The organism is Serratia sp. DD3 (assembly GCF_000496755.2).
Window position 1 is genome coordinate 1 of record NZ_AYKS02000064.1, and the last position, 19169, is coordinate 19169.

General features: G+C 48.1%; 15 protein-coding genes and 2 pseudogenes. 9 read left to right on the top strand and 8 right to left on the bottom strand.

The window, feature by feature from the left end; genetic code table 11:
* A pseudogene (locus tag IO95_RS11490) lies at nucleotides 1-333 on the top strand (IS4 family transposase); the annotation flags it as partial.
* A 29-nt stretch (nucleotides 334-362) separates the two neighbouring features.
* Nucleotides 363-908 (top strand): annotated as a pseudogene (locus tag IO95_RS24095) (IS3 family transposase); the annotation flags it as partial.
* A 39-nt stretch (nucleotides 909-947) separates the two neighbouring features.
* Here IO95_RS24095 and IO95_RS11495 read toward each other — a convergent pair.
* The 5 genes from IO95_RS11495 to IO95_RS11515 form a co-directional block, all read right to left on the bottom strand.
* A complete protein-coding gene (locus tag IO95_RS11495) occupies nucleotides 948-1541 on the bottom strand; it encodes a Fic family protein (RefSeq protein ID WP_037385414.1) in 594 nt (197 codons plus the stop codon).
* On the bottom strand, nucleotides 1534-2064 hold the full coding sequence (locus tag IO95_RS11500) for a hypothetical protein (protein WP_037385416.1): 531 nt from the start codon (nucleotides 2062-2064) through the stop codon (nucleotides 1534-1536). Before IO95_RS11500 ends, IO95_RS11495 begins: the two co-directional genes overlap by 8 nt.
* Before the next feature lie 11 nt (nucleotides 2065-2075).
* Nucleotides 2076-2342, bottom strand: coding sequence for a hypothetical protein (locus tag IO95_RS11505; protein WP_023490663.1), 267 nt, complete (start codon nucleotides 2340-2342; stop codon nucleotides 2076-2078).
* Between the two features lie 211 nt (nucleotides 2343-2553).
* Nucleotides 2554-3906 carry a glutathione-disulfide reductase gene (gene gorA, locus IO95_RS11510; RefSeq protein WP_023490664.1) on the bottom strand — a complete coding sequence of 451 codons (1353 nt, stop codon included), beginning with the start codon at nucleotides 3904-3906 and terminating at the stop codon, nucleotides 2554-2556.
* Nucleotides 3907-4064: 158 nt separating this feature from the next.
* Nucleotides 4065-4907 carry a 23S rRNA (adenine(2030)-N(6))-methyltransferase RlmJ gene (locus IO95_RS11515; RefSeq protein WP_023490665.1) on the bottom strand — a complete coding sequence of 281 codons (843 nt, stop codon included), beginning with the start codon at nucleotides 4905-4907 and terminating at the stop codon, nucleotides 4065-4067.
* Between the two features lie 264 nt (nucleotides 4908-5171).
* Between IO95_RS11515 and prlC the strand changes: the two genes are divergently transcribed.
* From prlC to IO95_RS11530, 3 genes are all read left to right on the top strand, one after another.
* A complete protein-coding gene (prlC, locus tag IO95_RS11520; protein WP_023490666.1) occupies nucleotides 5172-7214 on the top strand; it encodes an oligopeptidase A in 2043 nt (680 codons plus the stop codon).
* 8 nt (nucleotides 7215-7222) lie between these two features.
* Nucleotides 7223-7969 carry a 16S rRNA (guanine(1516)-N(2))-methyltransferase RsmJ gene (gene rsmJ, locus IO95_RS11525; protein ID WP_023490667.1) on the top strand — a complete coding sequence of 249 codons (747 nt, stop codon included), beginning with the start codon at nucleotides 7223-7225 and terminating at the stop codon, nucleotides 7967-7969.
* A 137-nt stretch (nucleotides 7970-8106) separates the two neighbouring features.
* Nucleotides 8107-9999, top strand: coding sequence for a bifunctional UDP-sugar hydrolase/5'-nucleotidase (locus IO95_RS11530; RefSeq protein ID WP_023490668.1), 1893 nt, complete (start codon nucleotides 8107-8109; stop codon nucleotides 9997-9999).
* Between the two features lie 62 nt (nucleotides 10000-10061).
* Here IO95_RS11530 and gdhA read toward each other — a convergent pair whose 3' ends face one another.
* Together gdhA and uspA are read right to left on the bottom strand one after the other, a co-directional pair.
* Complete coding sequence (gdhA, locus tag IO95_RS11535) at nucleotides 10062-11405, bottom strand: NADP-specific glutamate dehydrogenase (protein WP_037385419.1); 1344 nt, start codon at nucleotides 11403-11405, stop codon at nucleotides 10062-10064.
* 197 nt (nucleotides 11406-11602) lie between these two features.
* The gene (gene uspA / locus IO95_RS11540) at nucleotides 11603-12034 is read right to left on the bottom strand and encodes a universal stress protein UspA (RefSeq protein ID WP_037385422.1); all 432 of its coding nucleotides are present in this window, start codon (nucleotides 12032-12034) and stop codon (nucleotides 11603-11605) included.
* Between the two features lie 564 nt (nucleotides 12035-12598).
* Here uspA and uspB point away from each other — a divergent pair.
* Nucleotides 12599-12934, top strand: a complete 336-nt coding sequence (gene uspB, locus IO95_RS11545; RefSeq protein WP_037385425.1) for a universal stress protein UspB — start codon at nucleotides 12599-12601, stop codon at nucleotides 12932-12934.
* Between the two features lie 55 nt (nucleotides 12935-12989).
* Here uspB and pitA read toward each other — a convergent pair whose 3' ends face one another.
* Entirely contained in the window at nucleotides 12990-14495 is a 1506-nt protein-coding gene (gene pitA, locus IO95_RS11550) for an inorganic phosphate transporter PitA (RefSeq protein WP_023490696.1), read from the bottom strand.
* Between the two features lie 269 nt (nucleotides 14496-14764).
* Between pitA and IO95_RS11555 the strand changes: the two genes are divergently transcribed.
* From IO95_RS11555 to IO95_RS11565, 3 genes are all read left to right on the top strand, one after another.
* On the top strand, nucleotides 14765-15964 hold the full coding sequence (locus IO95_RS11555) for an NAD(P)/FAD-dependent oxidoreductase (protein ID WP_023490697.1): 1200 nt from the start codon (nucleotides 14765-14767) through the stop codon (nucleotides 15962-15964).
* A gap of 830 nt (nucleotides 15965-16794) precedes the next feature.
* Nucleotides 16795-18759 carry a UvrD-helicase domain-containing protein gene (locus IO95_RS11560; protein WP_023489832.1) on the top strand — a complete coding sequence of 655 codons (1965 nt, stop codon included), beginning with the start codon at nucleotides 16795-16797 and terminating at the stop codon, nucleotides 18757-18759.
* A gap of 184 nt (nucleotides 18760-18943) precedes the next feature.
* Nucleotides 18944-19169: transposase (locus tag IO95_RS11565; protein WP_152554936.1), on the top strand; the 226-nt coding region annotated here is incomplete at its 3' end.

Sequence of the window (19169 nt, forward strand, 5' to 3'; positions counted from 1 at the left end):
AGTTTCCGGGACATCAAGGACTATAAATTTGGCATGGGAATGGGTCAGGTTCGGATCAAAAATCCGGCAAGACGCGATCGATTATTTCTGTTCAGTGCGCTGGCGATAGTCCTGTTGACGCTGCTGGGCAAGGCAGGAGACAGCGCGGGTCTGGAGCGAACGATCAAGGTCAATACCAGCAAAAGCCGAACATATTCATTTTTCCGACAAGGTGTTATCTACTATCAATTACTGCCTAAAATGAAAGAAGCCTACGCGATATTGTTGATGGAGAAGTTTACTTATTACCTGAGGCAGCATCGGTTATATACCCGCACACTTGGCATTATTTGAGTCTCTAAAAATGAGGGGATCTCTGAGCTAATTATCTGGATCGCCAGTTTGCTGTTACCGAGCCTAATCAGGCTTGGTACGGTGATGTCACTTATATCTGGACGGGAAAACGCTGGGCTTATCTGGCTGTTGTATTCGAGTTATTTTCCCGTAAACCGATCGGATGGGCGATGTCATTTTTTCCTGATTCAGTACTAACAGGTAAAGCGCTGTCTATGGCCTGGGAAGCACGGGGAAAACCGGCTAATTTACTGTATCACTCCGATCAAGGTAGTCACTATACTAGCAGGAATTTCAGACAGTTACTGTGATGATATCATATAAATCAAAACCTGAGTCGCCGGGGAAATTGCTGGGATAACAGCCCAATGGAGCGGTTCTTCAGAAGTTTGAAAACGGAGTGGGTTCCGGATCATGGGTACGTTAATTTTAGCGAAGCCAGCAAGGCGATAACGAATTACATCACGGGATATTACAGCCAGCTCAGATCTCATCAATATAATGGTGTTTTGACGCCCAATGAATCAGAACGATTGTTCTGGAAAAACGCTCAAACCGTGGCCCGTTGTTCTTGACCGCTACAGTATGCGTCTGTTGATGTGATAGTATTTAAATTAAGCGTGCTCGTAGGTAATAGCAGAAAAAATTCTATATAGGTACGTGTAGTCCTGTATTACGCCATACACATTTGCTGTTATCCAGTCCGATGGGGATATATTCCCCCACTCGATGTAATATCCATTAATGGCAGCAATATAATCGAATAGTATCCGTTGGGTTCGACCATTGCCTTCCCGAAACGGGTGCAACATATTGAACTCTGCGTAGTGCTTAGCCATGCCATTGCAAAAACAATCCTTATCCATATCCCTCAACCAATTGTCTGACTCAAGAGCTGCGAATAACTGGATAGCGTTACTATCGATCATGCTCGGATAACAAAAAGGAGTCTTTCCCTTCATAATCATAATTGTCCGTATTTGCCCAGCCCAATCATAAAGGTCATCAAACAGGTGCTTATGGATTCCCTGCATAGTTGCCAATGAGTATGGAGGGTGTACTAACCGCAGTGTTCTTGAATTGGCTTCAGTAACGGCAGCTTCTAGCGTCTCGAGTTCAAGAGGATCGCGTATGTCATGCTTGTTGATCAGTACGTTTGTTTCGGGGTAGCAGTAGGGATCTCCACCTTCGGTTAGGTACTTATCCATGCTTTTTTATTCCATATTTTAACAGCATCTTGCGATGCAGTTCTTTTCGTTCTTGTGTTTCAGAAAGGTCGATGCCTTCGAGAGAAGACGAGCCTATAAAGCTGTTGACCTTGGCTTGATTGAAGCGCTTCTCTGCGAGATCAACGTCCACACTACACAATGTAACCAATAGAGAAACCCGCTGCTGAAGTTCCTCCCATGATCTTGCTCGTAGAGGCACTGCAAGCACTGATCTCAACTTGCATTTTGTTGCGATAAATCCATCCTGACGTTGGTTCAAGATGCTCGGTAACTTGTCATGGCAGCCTATAAGTTTCACCAGTGTTTGCTTTAGCTCCGGCAATGATGAAGATTTAACATCCAAACCTGTGACTTTACGCATCGCTGAGGTGAATTTCTTCGGTGATATTGAGGGAAGAGCTTTGTCAATAGGGAGGTTCTTAAGCAGGATCATGAACGAATCCTTGACGTACTGCTCCAACCCCTCTTTTGATGTCGGTTGCGAATTCTGTTTGAGCTTCATTATGGCCTCTTTTAGCGGTCGTACCCGCTGCGTAATGTGCTCATCTTAGTGCGGCCGTGCGGCTTGCTGTATTCGCCGTCGATGATCTCAACTTCCAAATTATTAATACAAGGTGCGATGCGATTCTCAATGAAATCGGTAATCGAACTGTTTCCCGCTGCTTTACGTTCGAAGGCATAATCTTCCACTAGGGTACCACGAGGGGCACGAACTTTAACGACTACCTCTTCTTTTTCCAATACCTTAGCTTCAAACTCTGCAATAGAAATCTGCCCCATAATAATCTCCCTTAAAATGTTTTGATGTTAATTCGAACTTAATATTAACTTAATATCGACTTATTTCAAGTGCGGTTGTTTAACATGTTATGGGGCATAAACGTGTTAGAAGGGGTTGTATATCGATGAGTCAATAAACAAAGGCCAGAACACGATGCTCCGGCCTCTCAGTTTTTCTACAGTACGAACCTGTGTCGGTGGGTTTTTTACATTAACGCATAGTAACAAACTCTTCTGCCGCTGTTGGATGGATAGCGACGGTATTGTCGAAATCTTTCTTGGTGGCACCCATTTTTATTGCCACCGCAAAGCCTTGTAAGATCTCGTCCATACCAAAGCCAATACCATGCAGGCCGACGATCTTCTCATCTTCACCTACACAGACCAGTTTCATCCGGCAAGGTTGGCGGTGCTGGGTGACCGCGCTGTACATTGCGGTGAAGGATGTTTTGTAAACCTTCACCTGGTCTGCGCCAAATTTTTCTTTTGCTGCCGGTTCAGTCAAACCAATCGTACCGATTGGCGGATGGCTGAATACCACGGTAGCAATATTGCTGTAATCCAGGTGTTCGTCCGGTTTATTGTTGAACAGGCGCTCAGACAGGCGGCGTCCGGCAGCCACGGCCACCGGGGTCAGTTCTACCGCACCGGTATTGTCACCGACCGCATAGATACCTTTGACGTTGGTGTTCTGGAATTTATCGACTTCGATATAGCCTTTGTCATTGGTTTTTACACCAGCAGCAGCCAAATTCAGGTTATCGGTTGCCGGTTCACGCCCAATGGCCCAGATCAGTGAGTCGACGGTGAATGTTTTGCCATTTTCCAACCGCAGTGTCAGGCTGCCATCCGCATTTTTGCTGATGGATTGGGGAATCGATTCGGTATGTAGGCTTGGCCCTTCGGTGTTCATCACTTCCACCAGGGTTTCTACCACCATAGGATCGAAGCTACGTAGTGGCGCATGTTTACGTACAAACAGATGTGTTTCTGCCCCTAGTGCATTCAGCACCCCGGCAATTTCTACCGCAATATAGCCAGCGCCCACCACGGCGACGCGTTTTGGCATGGCATCCAAGGCAAAGAAGCCATCGGAGTCAATGCCGTATTCAGCCCCAGGAATAGCGGGGTGATTGGGGCGACCACCAGTGGCGATCAAAATATGGTCGGCAGTGATTCTTTCACCGTTGACTTCGACGGTATGCGCATCAATAAAACGCGCAAAACCCTTGATCACGTCAACGTTATTCTTAGCGAGTACATTGTCGTAAGAGGTATGGATACGGTCAATATAAGCGGTGCGGTTGGCGATCAAACGTTGCCAGTCAAAATGGTTGACGGTGGTATCAAAGCCGTAATCCGGCCCATACTGGTGGATAGCCTCGGCGATTTGTGCCGCATGCCACATCACCTTTTTCGGCACACAACCCACATTAACGCAGGTGCCACCAAGTTCTTTGGCTTCAATCAGGGCGCATTTCTGACCGTACATGGCAGCCCGGTTGATCGAGGCGATACCACCACTGCCGCCGCCAATTGCTAGATAATCGTAATGTTTCGTCATCTGGGTTTTCCATGGGAGTTGTGATTCGAAAAATGATAAGTTTAACGCTTGGCAGGGCTTTGTCGCAAAGATTGCGTCAATGGTTGTAATAGGCACAACCTAGCCTCTGCCCGTTTCAACGCCGTTGCCGCTGTTCGGCAACCACTGGGGTTTAACTTTTATTCTGGTACCACCCAGTTCACTAGATAGTGACCGATACCCGTGGGTACCAGCACTTTATGTAACCATGGCAGCACATTGTTCATCTGCTGCTCTAACTTCCAGGGTGGATTAATCACAATCATGCCTGATGCGGTCATTCCCCGTTGTTCACTGTCTGGTTTTACTGCCAGTTCAATTTGCAGGATGCGCCGTATACCGGTTGCTTCCAACTCCTTGAGCATCCGTTTGATTTGCTGACGCAGTACTACCGGATACCACAATGCATAGGTACCGGTGGCAAAACGTTTATAACCTTCCTGAATACCGCTCACCACGTTTTGGTAATCGGTTTTGAGCTCATAAGGTGGGTCCATCAAGATGAAACCACGGCGAGACAGGGGGGGCAGTTGCGATTTCAGTTGTTGATAACCGTCGGCACGCAGCACTTTGGCGCGTTCGTCTTTCTGGAACTCGCTGCGTAGTAGCGGGTAATCTGTTGAGTGCAATTCGGTCAGATGAATTTTATCATGTGGCCGCAGTAACTGGCGGGCAATCAACGGGGAGCCGGGGTAATAGCGCAAGGTGCCGGAACGATTAAAATTATGCACGGCGCTCATATAGGCCGCCATTTCTGTTGGCAGATCATCACGCTGCCACACCAGACCGATACCCTCCAGGTATTCCCCGGTGCGCTCGGCATGCTCGCCACTTAACTGATAGCGCCCAGCACCGGAGTGAGTATCCAGATAGAGTAGCGGTTTCTCTTTTTCTTTCAGCGACTCAATGATCAGGCTTTGCACGGTGTGCTTGAGCACGTCGGCGTGATTGCCAGCGTGAAAACTATGGCGGTAACTTAACATGGCGTCTGGTTATTCCTTGCGCTCCTGGTGGAGCAAAATGTAATAAAGGCCGATACTGGCTACAGTATAAACTTTCTGGTCAAGAAAAAGTGAACGACGTTGACTTGTTACGCGACCTAACTGCCAGATAGTGTTCATCGTTAGACTGGGTGGCAGGTTTTATCAGGTGCGCCATTGATTTTCATGCCACTTGGCACCATGTTAATTAACATTATTTGACCTGAACTCTGCCTCGGGTCAACAACCATAATCAGGACTTTCCTTATGACTAATCCGTTGCTGACACCGTTTTCCCTACCTCCGTTTTCGGCTATCCGCCCTGAAGATATTGTGCCTGCAGTGCAATCTGCCTTAAATGACTGCCGTGCTGCCGTCGAGTCTGTGGTGGCGCAACCGGGCCCATTTACCTGGGAAAATCTGTGCCAGCCGCTGGCTGAATCTGATGATCGTCTGGCCCGTATCTGGTCGCCAATAGGCCATTTGAACTCAGTGAAAAACAGCCCAGAATTACGCGAAGCCTACGAGAAGGCGCTGCCCTTGCTTTCTGAGTATGGCACTTGGGTGGGGCAGCATGCGGGGTTGTATCAGGCTTATTGCAATCTGAAGCAGGGGGAAGGTTTTGCCAAGCTGAGCCAGCCACAACGTAAAGCCGTGGAAAATGCACTGCGTGATTTTGAGTTATCAGGTATTGGCCTGCCAGCGGAAAAACAACAGCGTTATGGTGAGATAGTTGCTCGGCTGTCTGAGCTGGGTTCGACCTACAGTAATAATGTGCTGGATGCCACCATGGGGTGGAGCAAGCTGATTACAGATGTGAATCAGTTGAGTGGTTTGCCAGAAAGTGCCTTGGCCCAAGCGCAGGCGATGGCACAGGCTAAAGAGCAGACCGGCTGGCTGTTGACGTTGGATATGCCAAGTTATCTCCCAGTGATGACTTATGCGGATAACCAGGCACTGCGTGAAGAAATTTATCGTGCCTTTGCTACCCGAGCCTCTGATCAGGGGCCAAATGCAGGTCAGTGGGATAACAGCGAAGTGATGGCAGAAATGCTGGCTCTGCGCCATGAATTGGCCCAACTGTTAGGTTTTGGCAGTTATGCTGATAAGTCGTTGGCGACCAAAATGGCCGAGAACCCGCAACAGGTACTCGATTTTTTGAACGACCTGGCGAAGCGTGCGCGCCCACAGGCAGAACAAGAATTAGCCCAACTACGTGCTTTTGCCAAACAGCACTATGGTGTGGAGCAGCTTGAAGCTTGGGATATCACTTATTACGGTGAAAAACAGAAACAGCATCTGTTTTCGATCAATGATGAACAATTGCGGCCCTACTTCCCGGAGCAGCGCGCATTAGAAGGGTTGTTTGAAGTGGTGAAACGCATTTACGGAATCACTGCTAAAGAGCGTAAGGATGTGGATACCTGGCATCCTGAAGTGCGCTTCTTTGATCTGTTTGATGCGGCGGGTGAATTGCGGGGTAGTTTCTATCTCGATTTGTATGCTCGTGAGCACAAGCGCGGCGGTGCCTGGATGGACGATTGCGTGGCCAGCTTGGGTAAAGCCAATGGCGAGCAGCAAAAACCGGTGGCCTACCTCACCTGTAACTTTAACCGCCCGCTAGGTGACCAACCTGCGCTGTTTACTCATAACGAAGTCACCACCTTGTTCCATGAGTTTGGTCATGGTTTACATCATATGTTGACGCAGATCGATACCGCGGGTGTTTCTGGTATCAATGGCGTGCCTTGGGACGCGGTGGAGTTGCCAAGCCAATTTATGGAAAACTGGTGCTGGGAACCGGAAGCGTTGGCGTTTATCTCTGGTCACTTTGAAACCGGCGAACCTTTACCCGAAGCGTTATTGAACAAGATGCTGGCAGCGAAAAACTACCAGGCAGCGCTGTTTATCCTGCGCCAGTTGGAATTTGGTCTGTTTGATTTCCGTATGCATTTCGAATACAGCCCGGAAAAAGGGGCTCAGATCCTGCCAACGTTGGCTGAGGTCAAGAAAATGGTTGCGGTGGTGCCTTCACCTAGTTGGGGTCGCTTCCCACATGCGTTCAGCCATATTTTTGCCGGGGGCTATGCGGCCGGTTATTACAGCTATTTATGGGCGGAAGTGTTGTCGGCAGATGCTTACTCGCGTTTTGAAGAAGAAGGCATTTTCAATGCCGAAACCGGTAAATCCTTCCTGGATAATATCTTGTCCCGTGGGGGCTCTGAAGAGCCGATGACGTTATTCAAGCGCTTCCGTGGCCGCGCGCCAGAGCTGGATGCGATGTTGCGCCATTATGGTATTAAAGGATAACTCGCCCCGTGAGCGTGTTTTTATGCTGTGAAGCAGGCGCCGACCCCGGCGCCTTATCTATGTTGGCTGAGCGTTGGCAACTGACCAGTGACGAAAATGCGTTGCTGGCGCTGGTATTGACGCCAGAGCGGTTAGAGTTACGTAAGCGCGATGAGCCAAAACTTGGGGCGATCTACGTTGATTTTATCAACGGCCCGATGGCGCATCGGCGGCGTTTTGGTGGCGGGCGCGGTGAGGCGGTCGCTAAAGCGGTGGGTATCAAGGGCAGTTATCTCCCCAGCGTGGTGGATGCCACTGCCGGGTTGGGGCGTGATGCATTTGTTCTGGCATCACTGGGTTGCCAGGTACGGATGCTGGAGCGTAATCCGGTAGTTGCTGCACTGTTGGATGATGGTTTGCAGCGGGGCTATCAGGACCCTGATATTGGCCCTTGGCTGCGTGAGCGGATGACGCTGCTGCATGCTTCGAGCCTGACGGCCTTGGCCGATTTGCAACCTCCCCCGCAAGTGGTGTACCTCGACCCGATGTATCCGCATAAGCAGAAGAGTGCGCTGGTGAAAAAAGAGATGCGAGTTTTTCAGTCATTGGTGGGCAGCGACGCTGATGCGGATGAATTGCTTGAACCGGCTCGTCGGTTGGCAACCAAACGGATTGTGGTGAAGCGCCCTGACTATGCACCACCGCTGGCAGATGTGCCTGCGCATGCCACCACGACTACCAAAAATCACCGTTTTGATATTTATATGCCTATATAACAGGGTCAATATATTCATAATAATTATGATTGAACGGTGTCACACTTTCTCTATGGGGTCTACAAGGTGACTAGTAACCCCTGAGCGCTTGCTGCATAATCTCATTGAATTACAATAAAATAAAATGAGATTTTACTATGAAAAAGAGACTGCTTCCCTTACTGCTTGGTTTGAGTGGCTCGGTTATTGCAGCCGAACCTATTAATATCACTATCCTGGGTACCTCTGATCTGCATGGTACTTTTGTACCTTGGGATTACGCTTCTGATACTGAAAATTTGGCGGGTAGCCTAAGCCAAATTGCCACGCTAGTGCATCAAATCCGCGCCCAACAGCCGAATGTGATTTTGGTGGATGCTGGGGACACCATTCAGGGCAACTTTGTTGAAACCTTCAAGAATGATAAAACCAGCCCGATGATGTTGGGCTTCAATGCGTTGAACTACGATGTGTGGGTGATGGGCAATCACGAGTTTGATTTTGGCCTGAAAGTATTAGAGACCTCGTTGAACCAGTTCAATGGGACGGCGTTGGCGGGCAATATCTTCTGGGAAAGCGGCAAACCCTATTTACCCGCTTATAAGATAGTGGAACGCCAAGGGGTGAAAATCGGCATTATCGGGATGGACACACCCATGACAGCCGAGTTTGCCAAGGGGACTGATCACATCGATGGCCTGAAATTTACCGATCCGGTACAGGCGGTAAAACAGGTGATTCAGCAGCTTGATGGTCAGGTGGACGCTATTGTGCTGGTGGCCCATATGGGGATCGATAATGAGAACCAGCGGCCTGGAACGGGAGTGGGCGATATTGCACGCGCCAACCCGGAACTGGCGGCGATTGTTGCTGGGCATATGCACGTCAAGATAGATAAAGCGGTGATTAATGGCGTGATCATTACCGAGCCGGATAAATATGGCCGCGCATTATCGCGTATCGACCTGCAATTTGAGCCGCAAAATGGTCAGTATGTGTTGATCAATAAAGACAGCTATACCTACCCCATCAAAGGGATGGCTTCTGACAAAAAGCTGGAACAGATCTATCAACCGTTCCATACCATCCTGCGAGCCAATGCCAACCGACCCATTGCCCAATTAACGGGGCAGGATCTGGTTCCGCCCGATGCGGTGAAGGGGATCCCTCAGGTACATGTGCAGGATACCGGTATCAGTGCGCTGTATCAGGAAGCGCTCCGTTACTACGCACCTAAAGCAGAAGTGATTGCATTACAGATAGATAATGACCAACCAAGGCTGAATGTGGGTACGATTACGGCCAAGGATATCGCCTTTAACTACCAATATGCTGGCGGAGAAATTACGGTTTATCAGCTTACCGGCAAAGAGTTGAAGGCCTACATGGAGTGGGCTGCAGACTACTTCAACCAGTTGCAGGATGGGGATGTTACCTACAGTTTCAACCCGCAACGGCGAGCTTCCAAATATTCCACCAATGACTTTTTTGATGGTGTGACTTACACCATCGATTTGCGCAAGCCAGCCGGGCAGCGCATCACCGACCTGAAGTTGAACGACGGTACGCCGGTGACGGATGCCTTACCCATTCGTTTGGGCATGAACAGCTATCGCATGGGGCATTTGACGCAGAAAGATGGAGTATTGGCAGGGATGGAGTTTCCGATACTTTCAGACACCAAAGCTGAGTATGGCGAAGAAGCCGGGACCGTGCGCAATTTGACCCTGCGTTATTTAAGCGAAGTGAAAAAAGGGCAATATCAGGGTAAAACGATGCAGCGCTGGAAACTGCTGGGCCTGGAAGGTTATGAGCGTGAACGCCAGATAGTGGAAAACCTGCTGAATACGGGCAAAATCAGTGTGCCGACCAGCGATGATGGGCGTTATACCAATGTCGCCTCTATTAATGTCAAAGCCTTGTTGTTTAGTGATCCGCAAAGCAAACAGCAACAGATTAGGGCGCTGCAGGAGCAGGCACAAATGGAGAACGATCCGGTTATCAAACAGCGGTTAAGTGATCGAGCCACGATTATTGAGGCAATTAACTAAGATACTTGAGATATGCCGGCGTAAGACGCCGGCATAGGGACGATAAAAAGTATCACTCTGGATTAAAGTACACCCTGAGCCAACATGGCGTCAGCCACTTTGACAAAACCAGCGATATTGGCACCATGCACATAGTGTGTTTGTTTGCCTTCACCACCGTAATTGACACAGGATTGGTGGATATCTGCCATGATTTGTTTCAAACGAATATCCACTTTTTCGGCTCTCCAGCTCAGGCGTGCGGCATTTTGTGCCATCTCCAACCCAGACGTGGCGACACCACCAGCATTGGCTGCTTTACCTGGCGCGAACAGAACACCGGCTTCAAGGAAGGCATCAGTAGCTTGGATGGTGGTTGGCATATTGGCGCCTTCAGCAACCGCTTTGACCCCGTTACGAATCAATATTTGTGCGGCATCAATATCCAGTTCGTTCTGAGTAGCACATGGCAGCGCGATATCTACCGGTACATGCCATGGCTGTTGGCCTTCCAGATAGGTCAGGCCACGCTCGCGCGCATAGTCAACCACCCGGCCATAGCGCTGGTTTTTGATTTCGGTCAGATGTGCCAGTTTTTCTTTGGTAAAACCGGCTTCATCCACCACTGTACCGCCAGAATCTGAAACAGTGATCACCCGAGCATTCAGCTCCAAGGCTTTTTCAATGGTGTATTGTGCAACGTTACCAGAACCGGAAACCGCAACTCGCATCCCTTCAAAACCCAAACCATGGCGCTTTAACATCGAATCGGTAAAGTACACCAGACCATAACCGGTGGCCTCAGGGCGAATCAAACTGCCGCCAAACGACAACCCTTTACCGGTAAATACACAACCGGTGTTGTTGGAAAGCTTTTTCATCATGCCAGCCATAAAGCCCACTTCGCGGCCACCTACGCCGATGTCCCCGGCGGGTACGTCAGTATCTGGGCCCAGGTGACGGTAAAGTTCGGTCATTAAGGCCTGGCAAAAACGCATGATTTCGCCCTGGCTTTTACCCTTCGGATCAAAGTCTGAACCACCTTTGCCACCACCCATTGGTAGTGTGGTGAGGGCATTCTTGAAGGTTTGCTCAAAACCCAGGAACTTCAGAATGGAGGTGTTGACTGAAGGGTGGAAACGCATCCCCCCTTTGTATGGCCCAATAGCGGAGTTGAACTGGATACGATAAGCGCGGTTAACGCGAACCTGCCCCTGATCGTCAATCCAACTGACGCGGAACTGAATGATGCGCTCAGGCTCCACCAAACGTTCGAGCAATGCGTAGTCACGATAATGCGGATTGCGTTCGATAAATGGCCACAAGGAGGTAAATACTTCCCGAACTGCCTGCAGATATTCTGGTTGATGCGAGTTATGACGTTGTAAAGATTTTAGAAAGGATTCTAGCGATACAGCCTGTTCCATGGATAGCTCCTGTTTAGCATTTTGGTTCCCCTCTTTTAATGATCTATCTCATAGTTGGGGGAGGATGTTGTGTCTATACCGACTATAGCATTGAGAGGCGGCTGATTAACAAGCAATAAATGAAGAAAACATGATGAAAAACGCCCGCATTAGGCGGGCGTGGGTATAACGAGGTTGTGAGTGCTTACTTACTTGCTTTATTCTTCTTCACGCAATGGCACAATCAGCATATCGATGTGTACCGTATTGATGAGTTGGCGGGCGGAAGACATCAGTTTGCTCCAAAAATCCTGATGGTGCCCACAGAGTACCAAATCCATATCGTACTTTTTGATTGCATCAACCAAGACCTGTGCCAAGTCACCGCTACCACTGAGGGTTTCGGTAATCGGGTAGCCGGCATTTTGCGATAGTTCGCTTAATGCTCGATGGGTTTCTTCAGAAATGCGTTGTTGCATATCGCCAAGATTGACATCAATTAGGCCGGTATACAGGTCGGAATAGTTAACATCAACGTGGATCAGGGAGACTTTGGCATTGTATGGCCGAGCCATTGATACCGCCTTCTCAACCAGGATTTTGCTTTCTGGGGACAGGTCAACCGCGATCAGTATGTGTTTGTAAGCCATAAAAAAACTCCCTCTCTATATATGCCGATTAAAGTGTGCAGGCATTCAGTGTTTCAGCTTGGTGCTTTCATCTCTCCTGCATCATACCATCCAGATAACATCGTGATATGTTGAGGCGATCACAATGCATTGCATCAATGGGTTAGTCGCTGATGCAAAAAAACAGTGTAGCTTGGATGAACTGGGTTAAAAACGTTATCGGTTTTTAACCGCGTTAGTGTCAATGTTTTCATGATAGGTCGGTTTAATATTACTGCATTGTTAAATTTCGCGTTAAGAATTTTAACAATTTTAATAAATTTGATACAACACGCGTGTTCATTTGCATGCCATATTCTACAATAGTGAATATAGCGATTAGCTAGATCATTTCTCCTTAAGCTGACAGAGGCGTCAATTCAATATTATCCACAGCTAGGCTTCTGTGGCGGTTATTGAAGGGGGAAATTCAGGGGTAAAAAATATGCTAGGAGGATGGGAGCCACAGGCTCCGACAGCATTGGGTAAGAAGTAGGGCTGTTGGCTCGGCGGTTGGTCGGGTTAGTACGCCTTGAGGAGGTCATCATGATTAGTACCGTTGCGCTGTTTTGGGCTCTGTGTGTGATATGCGTGGTTAACCTGGCTCGGTATTTATCTTCTCTGCGTGCGCTGTTATTTGTTTTACGCGGCTGCGACCCATTACTGTACCAATATGTTGATGGTAGCGGCTTTTTTACGTCCCATGGACAACCCCGCAAACAGATACGGCTGGTGAGCTATATTTTTTCTCAGCGATATATTGAGCATCATGATCCTGAGTTTATTCGCCGCTGTCAGCGGGTACGAGGTCAATTTTTGCTGACGTTGTCGCTGGGGGGATTGGTGATTGTTAGCCTGTCGACGATGGCGGTCTACTATTAGCTCATTAGGTTGATTCAAGCAAAAAAATGGCGGCCAATATGACCGCCATTTAGCGCTAAATCAGTTTCAGTGCTAGCCAGTAAAGGCCCCCGGAAAGTAGCAGCGACACCGGTAGGGTCAGTACCCAGGCCAGTAGAATGCTCTTCACGGTTTTACTCTGTACGCCACCACCGTCAACGATCATGGTGCCCGCAACAGCGGAAGAGAGCACATGGGTAGTGGAGACGGGCATACCGGTGTAGCTGGCAACACCAATTGACAGTGCAGCAGTCATCTGAGCTGATACCCCTTGGGCATAAGTCATGCCTTTCTTGCCAATTTTTTCGCCAATAGTAGTTGCCACTCGTCTCCAACCTATCATGGTACCAATGGACAGCGCCAAGGCGACCGCCACGATAATCCAGGTTGGTGCATACTCGACGGTTTGCAATAAATCGGAACGTAGTTTTTTGAGGAACCGTTGATCATCCGCAGAGATTTCCGGCAGCTTGGCTATTTTTCCTGCCGTATCGGTAACGCACATTAACAGACGGCGCAGATGACTGCGTTGTTCTACCGTCAGTTGGTCGTAACTTTGCAGATTGTCCAACAGGGCCAGAGAACGGTCTATGGCGATCAGCGCGCGTGCACTGTCACAGTGGAACTGAACCGGTTGATTCTCTGTGGGTGGTGTATTCTCAGCAGTGGGTGCCAAGGGGGCTTGTCCGATCACATGAGTCAGCGACTCACCATGCTGCTGGTAGAATTGCTGCAGGTGAACGACAGCATCCCGTGTACGGGTAATGTCATAACCCGTTGCGCTCATATTGAGCACAAAACCGGCCGGGGCAACGCCAATCAGCACCAGCATAATCAACCCGATACCTTTTTGACCATCGTTAGCACCGTGTGAAAAACTGACACCAATAGCGGACATGATCAGGGCGATACGTGTCCAGAATGGCGGCTTACGTTTGCCATCGACCTTTTCACGTTCAGCCGGTGTCATATGAATGCGTTGGCGTTTTTTGGTATTACTCCAGTAATGGCGCAGTATAAATACCATCAAGCCAGCAACCATCATACCCACCAGTGGGGATAAGATCAGCGACAGGAAGATGGCGATCATTTTCGGCACATTCAGTGCGTCCACGACGGAGGTGCTAGTGACGAGTGCATTGGTTAAACCAACACCAATAATCGCGCCAATCAAGGTATGGGAACTGGAAGCAGGCAAGCCAAAATACCAGGTGCCGAGATTCCAGATAATCGCTGCCAGTAACATGGAAAAAACCATGGCTAAGCCTTGTGTTGAACTGACGTTCAGCAACAGATCGGTTGGCAACAGGTGAACAATGGCATAGGCAACGCTCAAACCGCCGAGCATAACCCCAAGAAAGTTGAATACACCAGCCATAACGACCGCAAATTGCGAACGCATAGCGCGAGTATAAATGACAGTAGCAACCGCGTTGGCCGTATCGTGAAAACCATTGATGGCTTCGTAAAACAATACGAACAACAAGGCAATAATTAACATTAGGCTGGTATGAAAATCCAGGCCAGAGAACAAATGTAGCATATAAGTGTCACGCCAGGTTTGTGGACTTGATCGCCGCGCATTATCAGTGACAATGGGTCTCTGGGAAAAGGGAAATATGACGTTTTTTTGACGTGACGATGACAAAAGGTCTCAATGCCTTAGAGTAATCAAATAATTTCAGTATGTTACCGCTTTTTACCTGGGGTAACATTTTCTTGTTCTTCCGTTGGCTTGCTCTATCGATACCTTTACAATCGATCCCATTGAGTTAGCGCGGTGCTGGCAGTGAAACAACAAAAGAGGCTTCGGTGGAACAATTTGATGTGGTAATCATTGGCGCGGGAGCCGCAGGCATGTTTTGTGCTGCTCAGGCCGGGCAACTGGGTCGCCGGGTGCTGCTGCTGGATAACGGCAAAAAACCAGGCCGCAAGATCCTGATGTCCGGTGGAGGGCGATGCAATTTTACCAATATGTATACGGAGCCCGTTGCCTATCTTTCAAATAATCCCCATTTTTGTAAATCCGCATTGGCACGTTATACCCAGTGGGATTTTATCGATCTGATTAATCGCTATGGCATTGCTTACCATGAAAAAACACTGGGGCAACTGTTTTGCGATGATTCTGCACAGCAGGTTGTTGATCTGCTGCTAAAAGAGTGTGAACTCGGTCAGGTGACGATCCGCTTACGCAGTGAAGTCCTGAGTATTAAACAGGGAGAGAGCGGATTTGAGCTAGCAACCAATAATGGTGGTGTGAGCACTCACTCACTTGTTGTGGCCACCGGGGGACTTTCGATGCCAGGGTTAGGGGCGTCGCCATTCGGTTACCAACTGGCTGAACAGTTTGGTTTAAACGTACTCCCTACCCGAGCTGGGTTGGTCCCCTTTACCTTGCATAAACCGCTACTGGAGCAATCTCAAGTGCTTTCCGGCGTTTCGCTGCCTGCGCTGATCACGGCAGACAATGGCACCCAGTTTCGTGAAAGCATTCTGTTTACCCATCGGGGGCTTTCTGGCCCCGCCGTCTTGCAAGTTTCCAGCTATTGGCAACCCGGTGAGTATGTGAGTGTTAACTTACTTCCTACACTGGATCTGGTGGCGGTTTTGCATGAACAACGACAAGCCCATCCCAACCAGAGCCTGAAAAATACACTGGCGCTACATCTGCCCAAGCGTCTGGTGGAGTTTCTGCAAACACTGGGGCAATTGCCGGATGTCACATTAAAACAACTGACCCCGGCACAGCAGACAGCCGTGATTGAAAACCTGCAAAATTGGCGCATACAACCCAATGGAACGGAAGGTTATCGTACTGCGGAAGTGACATTAGGCGGCGTAGATACCAAGGAGTTGTCTTCCAAAACCATGGAGGCAAACAAGGTGCCCGGGCTCTATTTTATCGGTGAAGTGGTGGATGTAACAGGGTGGCTAGGGGGCTATAACTTCCAATGGGCCTGGAGTTCTGCCTGGGCTTGTGCACAGGCTTTGGCTGCTGCGCAGAGATAATAACGTTTTCTTTATGGTTAACCTCACGGGTTGATGATTCTCGTTTGGCTGAAGCTAACCTAAATCAACGCTCATAAAACCCAGATTATGGTGACGTTTATTCCATCAATTTATCGAGAGTCCCCTGGTTGTTAACGCTGCTCAGGGGCAGTCAATCTTTAACCAAAAATCACGATAGATGAGTTATGCAGACAAAGATTTCTGAATAAAACTCAACTATTGCGACCTTTTATAGAGTAAATTCCGATATTCCCCTCTGGTTTGTTAAGTTAATATTAAGTTTTACCAGCCCATCTTTAATGTTATCTCTGCTTATCAATGAGTCAATTTGATTGATAATTTGCCCATCACTAATAGAAAGATGGATTAGTGTTTTACCTAATTCTATTCGTGATTAAGTAAAAATTTATAGGGGATCATCTAATATATTATGTCGGCTGAATTGATAAATATGCCCTTCTATATCCTATAATGATTTTTTTATTTTTTTGAATTTAAATGCTGTTTTTATTGGTTTTGCTATATTTTTATTCTGATTTTAGTTTGAAATTAAATTGTCACTGTCGCATTTTCTTTATTTTCTCATTTTATTTCGTGGGTATTATTTTTCACTTAAAAATAGATAATGGCTAATATTTCATAAGAATGATTTAGCTGAGTTATTAATGGCACCATTAAGGTTGATGCGATATCGGGTTTCCTTTCACGAAGTTAATATCATCGAAAATTAAAATTTATCTCTGTGTAAGTCGTCTTTTCGACCGATATCCCTATTGGCTCAATTCGTAGAATTATTCTTTTTTTATTTTTCGCTCTTGGGAATAACTGCCATGAAAATTTATCTGTACCATAACCTCAATCCGAACCAAATCCCCGGATATGACAAGTTTGTGCAGGCTATCACGGCAGATAATTTTACCCAGGCTGACGTGCGGAAAATTGATACCAACCTCTATCGTGCGCGGCTCAATATACGCGACCGATTACTTTTTTCGTTTTATCGCTACAACCATGAAACGGTTTGCCTGGTGCTGGAGTACCTCCCCAATCACGCCTACCACACCTCACGCTTTATTCGCCAACAGGTGGTGATTGATGAAGAGCGCCTGCAGCCAGTACTGAATCCCGACGAGGTGCAGCCTGAACCGATGGCTTACATCAATGTGACACCGGGCCGATTCTATCGGCTAGATAAAATGTTGTCGTTTGATGATGATCAGCAAGCGTTGTTTGAACATCCTCTACCTTTGGTGATTGTGGGTTCCGCAGGTAGTGGTAAAACGGCATTGGTGCTGGAGAAAATGAAGCAGGCGACGGGGGAGATCCTTTATCTCAGCCTCTCTTCTTTTCTGGTTGAGAAGGCGCGGACACTTTACCGGGCCAGTGGCGAAGAAAATGAATTGCAACAGGTGGATTTTCTCTCCTTGCGTGAGTTTCTGGAGATGCTGAGTGTTCCAGAGGGAAAAGAGGTGACCTTCAATGCGTTTAATTCCTGGTTGCCGCGCAATAAAGTAACGGCCTCTTTGGGGTCGGCGCATACTCTGTTTGAAGAGTTTCGTGGTGTGATTGGCGCTTCGGTATCAGAACAGGGGCCTTTGAGTCGTGAAGCCTATCTGGCATTGGGGATCAAGCAATCTCTTTATCCTGTAGAGGCCCGGGGCGAAGTCTATGTGCTGTTTGAACGCTATGTTGCTTGGTTGAAACAATCTCGGCAGTACGATACCAACCTGCTCAGCCACCAATACTTATCACGTGCAACGCCGAGCTACGATTTTATCTTTATTGATGAAATTCAGGATATGACGCCTATCCAGTTGTTTCTGATACTAAAAACATTGCGTACTGCTAACCAATTTCTGCTCTGTGGTGATGCCAATCAGGTGGTTCATCCCAATTTTTTCTCTTGGAGCAAACTCAAAAGTCTGTTCTTCCAGCATCATCAGGGGAGTGATGCGGGTATCCGGATTTTACAAGCGAACTACCGCAACGCGCCACATGTCACCAACCTGGCTAATCGTCTACTGCAGCTTAAACAAACCCGGTTCGGTGCCATTGACAGAGAGAGTCATTATGTTGTCAAAAGTGGTGGTCAGACTGAGGGCTTTGTCTCCCTGTTAGAAGATAAAAACAGTGTAAAGAAGGAGTTAAACGAAAAAACGGCACGTTCAGCTAACGTGGCCGTTGTGGTTATGCACCCAGAGCAAAAAGAGTTGGCCAGGCGCTGGTTTAAAACTCCGCTGGTGTTCTCGGTTCAAGAAGCCAAAGGGTTGGAATATGAAACGGTGATTTTATTTAACTTGGTGAGCGAAGCCAGCAAGGTGTTCGATGATATCTGTCAGGGTGTCTCTGTTGAGGACCTTGAAGGAGAAGCGCGGCGTTATGCGCGCCCACGTGACAAACAGGATCGCTCAGCGGAAATTTACAAATTCTTTATCAATGCATTGTACGTTGCCATTACTCGAGCTACCCACAATGTTTATCTGGTGGAGCAACGTATACCGCATCCGCTGTGGTCATTACTGGCACTTTCTCACCGTACCAAGGTTGAGGAGCTGCGCGAAGAGTCTTCAAGTTTGGATGAATGGCAAGAGGCTGCCCGTCAATTGGAACGCCAGGGTAAGCAAGAACAAGCCGATGCGATCCGCGAACAGATAACACAGCAGCAGGGTGTTTCCTGGCAGGTTATTGATCCGGTGATGGTCGGTCTGGGCCAGTGGCCACAACCGATTATTGCAGAGAGCAGCAATAAAGCCTCAACATTACAGGCTGTCAACAGCGATTTAACGCTGGCATAGTTTTGACCTATAACGTTTATGGATGACACCCCAAGGCGACTAGGGACCAAAGCGACGTAAGCAGCAGATAAAATTTATGTATTTTAAAATGCTTGCTGCGGCCCCAAGAAACACCAGACAGTAGATGTATCTTAAAATAAGAGATAGGCTTAAACATATGTCTAATACTGGTTCTAATTTTGAGATGACTGGAATACTGTTGGGACAGGAGCGCCGTAAACGTAAGACTCCGCAGGAAAAGATCGCCATTATTCAACAGGCTATGGAGCCAGGTATGACCCTGTCTCATGTGGCTCGTCTGCATAGTATTCAGCCCAGCCTGTTGTTCAAGTGGAAGAAACAATATATTGAAGGCAGCCTTACCGCTGTTGCCGCCGGCGAGGAAGTGGTTCCGGCATCTGAGCTGGCTA

Coding starts and splice junctions, on each gene's coding strand:
- IO95_RS11495 (WP_037385414.1), bottom strand. CDS start 1,541: ATGGATAAGTACCTAACCGAAGGTGGAGATCCCTACTGCTACCCCGAA.
- IO95_RS11500 (WP_037385416.1), bottom strand. CDS start 2,064: ATGAAGCTCAAACAGAATTCGCAACCGACATCAAAAGAGGGGTTGGAG.
- IO95_RS11505 (WP_023490663.1), bottom strand. CDS start 2,342: ATGGGGCAGATTTCTATTGCAGAGTTTGAAGCTAAGGTATTGGAAAAA.
- gorA (WP_023490664.1), bottom strand. CDS start 3,906: ATGACGAAACATTACGATTATCTAGCAATTGGCGGCGGCAGTGGTGGT.
- IO95_RS11515 (WP_023490665.1), bottom strand. CDS start 4,907: ATGTTAAGTTACCGCCATAGTTTTCACGCTGGCAATCACGCCGACGTG.
- prlC (WP_023490666.1), top strand. CDS start 5,172: ATGACTAATCCGTTGCTGACACCGTTTTCCCTACCTCCGTTTTCGGCT.
- IO95_RS11530 (WP_023490668.1), top strand. CDS start 8,107: ATGAAAAAGAGACTGCTTCCCTTACTGCTTGGTTTGAGTGGCTCGGTT.
- gdhA (WP_037385419.1), bottom strand. CDS start 11,405: ATGGAACAGGCTGTATCGCTAGAATCCTTTCTAAAATCTTTACAACGT.
- uspA (WP_037385422.1), bottom strand. CDS start 12,034: ATGGCTTACAAACACATACTGATCGCGGTTGACCTGTCCCCAGAAAGC.
- uspB (WP_037385425.1), top strand. CDS start 12,599: ATGATTAGTACCGTTGCGCTGTTTTGGGCTCTGTGTGTGATATGCGTG.
- pitA (WP_023490696.1), bottom strand. CDS start 14,495: ATGCTACATTTGTTCTCTGGCCTGGATTTTCATACCAGCCTAATGTTA.
- IO95_RS11560 (WP_023489832.1), top strand. CDS start 16,795: ATGAAAATTTATCTGTACCATAACCTCAATCCGAACCAAATCCCCGGA.